Consider the following 7055-nt stretch of genomic DNA (forward strand, 5'->3'; position numbering starts at 1 on the left):
CTAACTATTCTGCACTTTTGGCGCAGAACATATTTTTACAAAGGTTTGTCAGTCACTGAACAAAATCGATTATAAAATAGGAATATCCCAATCTACCTCTAAAATAAACCAATCAAATAGCCATTGACCATTATACCAATTACTTAGACAGTACTTCCACCCCTAAAATCGGCCGATCACAAATCAACCCTAAACATCATTCCTTCAATGGTAGGTAAGCCTATGGTAGCTTACTAAACGTCCTACCCTTTATTAAATCATCATATGTTTTTAATTCTTGGTCCACATATTGACATCTTTTAACCTGAAAGTATTTTATCACTTTAATATGTTTGTATAGTAAAAAATTTTAAACATTCAAGCCATCCAATATAAAAACTATAAGACCGAAACAATTGCCAGACAATTCCTAAATTACCTGATATTATTTACGAAATGGAGCCTATACTTCACCTTGGGAACATTCACCTGAATTAGAACAATGCGTTCGACGAGAGGTTACTTTATCTGTATTTAGCAACCATATACTTGGGTCAATCGATGTATCGTTAAGTACCTTAGGTTTGATGAAAAAAGCGGGTACAGAATTAGACCCGCTTTCATTTTAATTCAACTATTTATTATCCCACGTGGTACCTTTAACTAACCAATTCGGCTGACCAGTTATATTGGGATTTCTTTCCACCTCATTAAGAGGATATGGAAACCTTCTTGGAAAAGTTTCAGCATTTCCTACGTTATTCAACATATATTCAAAATCGAATAAAGGATATCCCGTTCTAATCCAGTCAAAATATGTTTCATTGGTCCTATATAAATTGGCCATATATTTTTGTTCCATAATCAATCTTTGTGCGTCTTCCTCATTGGTTGGCATGGTCAAAGAAGCCTGTGCCAAATAGGAATCAATATCAACTGGATCCACTCCAACAAACTCCATGTCAGCCCGTATCCCTGCTTTCATAGCCTCCTCAGCCAAAGCCCATTGACCCTTAAAAGCGTACGCCTCTGCTTTGATGAATTCCGTTTCGGCATACATCATTATCTGTGCAGGATAGGACATGGAAAGATAAGTAAATCTCCAGTGACTAGGAGTCTTGCCTGGCTGAACCACTTCTCCTGCCCTAAGTCCAACAAATCCATCGGGGAATTCCTCAGAAAAGGTAAACATAATTGGCCTTCTGGGATCATTGTATGAATTCATCAGGTCTATCAAAAAGTTACCTGGTGTCAACCCGAGTCCACCTGAATATGCCCTGGTCATATAACCCCATAATGGGTTCGCATTCGTCAATTCTTCCAAATGTTTCCACATCACATTGTCATCATTGGAAGTCATTCCATTTTGAAGGAAAGACAAAACCAAATCTGCCTGTGTCGTCTTGGAAGTGCTGGGATCATAGGACAATCTTAAAGCCTGTCTTGCCTTTAACGAATAGGCATATCTAATCCATTTATCCATGTCCCCATTTAAAAGATAATCATCAGTATCAGGAACAAGATCACCTTGATTGGGTGCACTCAAAAGTGTTATAGCCTCATCCAAAAGACCATTAGCACGGGCATACAGTGTTGCCTGGCTAGCCAGACTCGGTTGTAAAGCATCCAGCCCTTGCATAGCTTCTTCCAGAGGCGCTTGATCATAAACATCTGCTATGTAAAACCAATGAAATGCAGCTATAATCCCAGCCACTCCTTGATAATGGGTATTCCCATTTTCCTTAGCTTTTTCATAAAGCTCTACAGCATGTTTTAAAGATGCGCTATAGGAATTCCAAACCGCATTTCCATAACTAGGTACTATAGTAAAATTTGGTGGAACCGAACCTTCTATGGCATGCCAAGATAACCACTGTGGAAAACCGTTCCATGTTTCAAATCTTTCTGTGGCCAGCACAGCCCATTCGGCTTCAATACCGATCAGCATGATGTCTTCCGTAATTAAAGGTCCGTCCACAATACTATTCGGATCGGTGTCTACGTCTATCCAATCATCGCAACCTGTTAACAAAGTTAATAGCATGATAAAGAGAACGTGTTTTTTTATAGAAATATTAAATATTTTCATAGTCTTAAAATTTTGCGGTTACTGTAAATGTGTAAGTCTTCGTTGCTGGCAAGCTATAGGTAGCATATCCATTTCCATTGGTAATACCGTCCGTACTAATCTCAGGATCGATATCACTAAAACCATCCTTGAATTTTCTCCACAAGTTCCTACCAGACAATGTAAAATCTAGAGCGGATAACCCAATTTTTGACAACATCTCCTTTGGACTCCTATAGGTAAGGTTAGCTTCTCTTAACTTAATATAATCCTTGGGCATGATGTGCTCTTCACTCCCTGCAACATTGGTTTGAAAATAATGATCATAACGTGTAGGTACTGGGGCATCACCAGTCAGGACAACCTCTCCATTTTCGAGATATCCCATTACTCCATCACTAAAAGTGATCATATTGTCCTCAGGTCTATATTCTTGTCTCTTGGCCAAACCGTAATAAGTCAGATAGCCGTCATTCTGACTATACATATACCCCCCTACACTCACGTCCAATAATGCAGAAAGTGATAAATTCTTATAGCTGATGACTGTTCTAAGACCTCCTATCCAATCAGGCGCTGTTTGTCCTAAAATCAGGTTTTGCCTATTATCCCTTAGAGGTCGACCTTGTCCTTCACCAGGATTGGCATCCAAAACCAAACGTCCTTGGTCATCTCTTAATAAACCTTGCCCATATAACACAGGGTAGGGCTGACCTACAACTGCTGATGTCAAAGAACCCACAGAAATAGGTTCGTCGTTGGTACCCAATTTATCTACCATTGAATTGTCTTTTGCGAAGTTCAACGTAAGGTCCCATTGAAAATTATTGGTTTTAATTGGTGCAGCATTCATTGAGATTTCCACACCTTTGTGAGTGATTCCCCCAATGTTGACATCCCCATAAGTAAATCCTGTAGAGGCCAGAAATTGCTCGCTCAATATTTGGTTTTCACTCCAGTTGTGGTAGTACGCAAAATCCACTCCCAATCGGTTATTTAAAAACTTTAACTCCACACCCAGTTCCACTTCGTTCTTAAACTCATTGGTCAAGGATTCATTGGGTATCTTTGTAGTTGACAAATAGCTTGACTGCCCACTGAAAGGCCATTGCACTCCGGGAGTGTTAGGATTGTCCAATACCACATTTCTGGCATATGCTCTAGCCGGAGATCCCACCTTAGCATAACTGGCCCTTAGTTTTCCGTAATTAAAAACATTTGATCTTGGCAATAGTTCACTGAAGACGAATCCTAGACTATGGCTGGGATAAAAAAAGCTGTCTTCTACACTGGATGCCCAATCATTCCTACCCGTTACTGTGTAGTAAAGCCAATTTTTATATCCAATCATAGCCTGTCCAAAATAGGAGTAAGATCTAAAAAGGCTTTTACTTTCATAAGAATTAAACGAGCTAACGTTGGCCGTATTATAAATACCGGGCAACACCAATCCATTACCCTCATAAACTAAAGTTCGAAACCTATTTTCAGAGATGTTATGACCTATTAGGGCATTAAGACTAATATCCCCAAAATCATTATCGTACGTCAAGGTCTCCACGGATTCAATATTTCGCTCAAACTGCTCTGAAGTGTTGTATAGTCCTTGAGCAGTGGCATATCCACCTAAATTATGAAACGAATTCTGATTTAGACTAGAGGTACTGATACCAGTTACAGATCTAAATTTCAAATTAGGAATAATTTTATAATCAATAGTAACTGACCCGTTGAATCGATCTCGTTCTATATTGCTACCGGTATTATCTTTCACCCATAGCGACGGGTTCCTGGAACCTCCACGATAGGACCTTAACCTTCCGTCCTCAGCATAAATCGGATATGGATTCCATGTCCATGGAGCAGCCAAAACTGTATTCATGAATGCGCCATTAGAAGTCGACTCTTCAAAACGAAAGCTTTTTTGGGTTGAATACAACATATTGGTAGATATGGTGAGTTTAGGTGTAAACTTATAGCTAGTATTGGCCGTAATGACGTTTCTCCTATATTTTAAAGGTTCAACCACCCCATCGTTCATCAAATTACTATAACTCACAAAATAAGATCCATTAGACCCTCCCCCAGATGCACTGAGTGTAGTTTCATTGGTAACTCCAGTTTGAAATATATCCCATCTATCATACTTTTGAGCTCCTGGAACATCCTTAATCCTAGGACCCCAGCTTGTAGATGTAAACGCGGTCTCACCATCTATATAAATCCAATCGGTACCATCCCAATATCCTTGCGCCCATTTATCCTGTAATGGATACTCATAAATCCTATCAAAGCTGGTTGAATTGGATAAAGTGATGACAGGCTTGGTTTCAAATCCTCCCGACTTAGTGGTTATTATGAGTACCCCATTAGCTGCCCTGCTTCCCCAAAGTGCAGCGGCTGCGGCTCCTTTAAGCACACTAACGCTCTCTATGGCATTCGGGTCTATATCTCCAAGACCTGAGGATTGTGCGGTATTTCCTGAATTAAAAGGAACCCCATTAACTACAATCAAAGGTTCGTTACTCCCTGTAATAGAGGATCCTCCCCTAATAACTATACGCGTTCCACTACCGGGCTGACTCGACGGACTTGTAATTTGGACTCCTGCAACCTTTCCGCTCAAAGAATTTACAAAGTTATTTGTAGCTTTTACCCCACCAATATCATCTCCTCCAACTTGTGCCGTTGCATATCCCAATGCTCTTTTTTCGCTCTTAATACCCAAAGCGGTAACCACTACCTCTTCAAGTGCCTGTGCACCCTCCTCAAGAGTCACTGATATACTTGTTTGCCCATTAACTGCAATTTCTTTGGTAACATATCCAATATATGAAATCGACAAAACGGCATTTGTATCAGAAAGTTTAATGGTAAAGTTACCATCAAAATCAGTTTGCGTTCCATTAAGGGTTCCTTTTTCAAGAACACTGGCCCCTGGGAGTGGCAGGCCGTCTTCATCCAAAACAGTTCCATTTACAGTTAATTGCGTTCTATTAATGTTATCCAAGGTGAATTTCTCTACAAATACATTAGCCTCCAATTCTGGGCTCCCTGAATATAGAGATCCACCCACAAACCTGTTGGTTTCTGCCGCCCATAAGGAACAGTGAAAGACCAATATACCGATTATCAATATTTTTTTTAATTTTTTCATAATTCTGAGTTGATTGTATTAGTTTTTGATTAGTTTAAATCTTATACCGTTATAGTATGTTAATTGTTAATAGAATTTTAATCTAGCAGGTTCACTTCATATTTACTTCTTTTTGTTATACATTCAATTATCTTGTTTCAAATTCGGTTCCCATCTAAAAATGTAATCGGTAATGCTTTCCATTTCCAAGTAGAAAATATCAAACCATTTCGGTTTAATTTCAAAGTCATCATCATTCCATTTTTTTGGCTTCAATAGATTAGGCGACACTGTCATTTTCAAGTCACCAATTACTCCTCTCAATAGACTGATGTTAAGCGTTTTAAAATGTTGATTGACGAAAATTAGAAAAAGAATTAGTAACATAAACCCTGTCGGGTAATATAATATTGGGAAAGGCTAATATGTTATACTTTATGTGTCTTTTTGGTTAATTTCCTGACTATTATCCTCAAATTAAGATGGAGAAAAAGTTTCCTACATTTAGTAGATACAGGGCTTGACCTAGATAGACAGATAATTAATTTTACTTGCCTTGGACAAAAAGGTGAGTATGGCAAAATAGATGCTTAAAATAAAATCGTTTGTAGCAAAACAATATTAAATCCAATCTTATTTATACATTGAATCGCTTTAAACTTGATTATACCAAGTGTTGAATTCCATCGGTAAATCTTTTCCCTAATAACCCGCCTAAGCAACCACCTTTCCTTTGATAGGGTATTTACTTAAAAATTCAGAAATCGTCCATTAAGTTTGGGGCAAGGACCATCTACAACAACATCAGTAAGAATATATTTAAGGAATCCTTACAGTAGTTGAAATGTCTTTTTCTATGGTATAGAGCCCAAGTAACCAACATTTTTAAGCAATTGACCAAAATTAGTTAAACCAATTTCCAACAAATTCGTAGTTGGCGAAAACGCATTGACGGCTTTAAAGGGGATTTGCATTCTATACTGCAAATATACATGTTGCTGAAAAGTACTCTAAATAAAGTAATAAGCCACATGCTTTATCTCAGGCACTCTTTACAGAATCCCTAGGTTTTTATCGGATATAATGGATAAGTCTTATGTAGTTATTATCATACCCTTAACTGCTATAGCTAAAATAGGGGGTTGTCACAGGAGTATATTGTGATTTAAAAGGTAGTTTCACTTAGGCTCAAGTCGTAAGTACAAACCGAATCCATGTTGAATACAATTAAAAATTAAATCGGAATTAAGAGACTTGGCAAACGACAATAATCAATAAATTTTATGTTTTAGATACTTCAAATATTGAAACTACATTTATTGATTACAACATTCTTTTTATTCGCTCCGCATAGGTTACATTGAAAATCCATCTACAGACAAAAAGTTGCTATAATTAGTGATTCCCTCAAGATTAAACAAGAGAAATTTTAAACATCTTATTAAATTCCGAAATCTTAAGCTGTCCTGGACATTGGATTACCGAACAAATCCACTATGGGCTTTCCATGCCCATCAGGCGTTGTATAAAACGGTCTGCCCTCAATGGTATAATTTGTTTCAGGATGTATTCCCAAAGCATGGTAAATTGATTGATGCACTTGATCTATTACCACGGGATTTTCTATGGAAGAACATGGCCTTTCATCCGCTGTTTTACCATATACAAGACCTTTTTCGACTCCTCCCCCCCACATCAGTATTGAACTACCATCGGTAAAGTGTCTGTGCATACCATAGAATTTCTCATCCTCTATGATATCCGGTTGATCTACCTGGTCCTTCACTTGTTCGCCAGGCCTTCCCTCCATAATGGCGTCCCGACTGAACTCACTGGCCAAAATAATCAATGTCCTATCCAAATGACCACTTT

At 38.2% G+C, this 7055-nt stretch carries 3 protein-coding genes; all 3 read right to left on the reverse strand.

Annotation, left to right across the window (positions count from 1 at the left end; translation table 11 throughout):
- Positions 1-613 precede the first annotated feature (613 nt).
- On the reverse strand, positions 614-2068 hold the full coding sequence (locus BUA60_RS22435) for a SusD/RagB family nutrient-binding outer membrane lipoprotein (protein ID WP_072865766.1): 1455 nt from the start codon (positions 2066-2068) through the stop codon (positions 614-616).
- A 4-nt stretch (positions 2069-2072) separates the two neighbouring features.
- On the reverse strand, positions 2073-5204 hold the full coding sequence (locus BUA60_RS22440) for a SusC/RagA family TonB-linked outer membrane protein (RefSeq protein ID WP_072865768.1): 3132 nt from the start codon (positions 5202-5204) through the stop codon (positions 2073-2075).
- 1435 nt (positions 5205-6639) lie between these two features.
- On the reverse strand, positions 6640-7055 hold a 416-nt coding region (locus BUA60_RS22450), incomplete at its 5' end, for a DUF1501 domain-containing protein (protein WP_143153264.1).

This window comes from Arenibacter palladensis, from assembly GCF_900129275.1.
Taxonomy (GTDB): domain Bacteria; phylum Bacteroidota; class Bacteroidia; order Flavobacteriales; family Flavobacteriaceae; genus Arenibacter; species Arenibacter palladensis.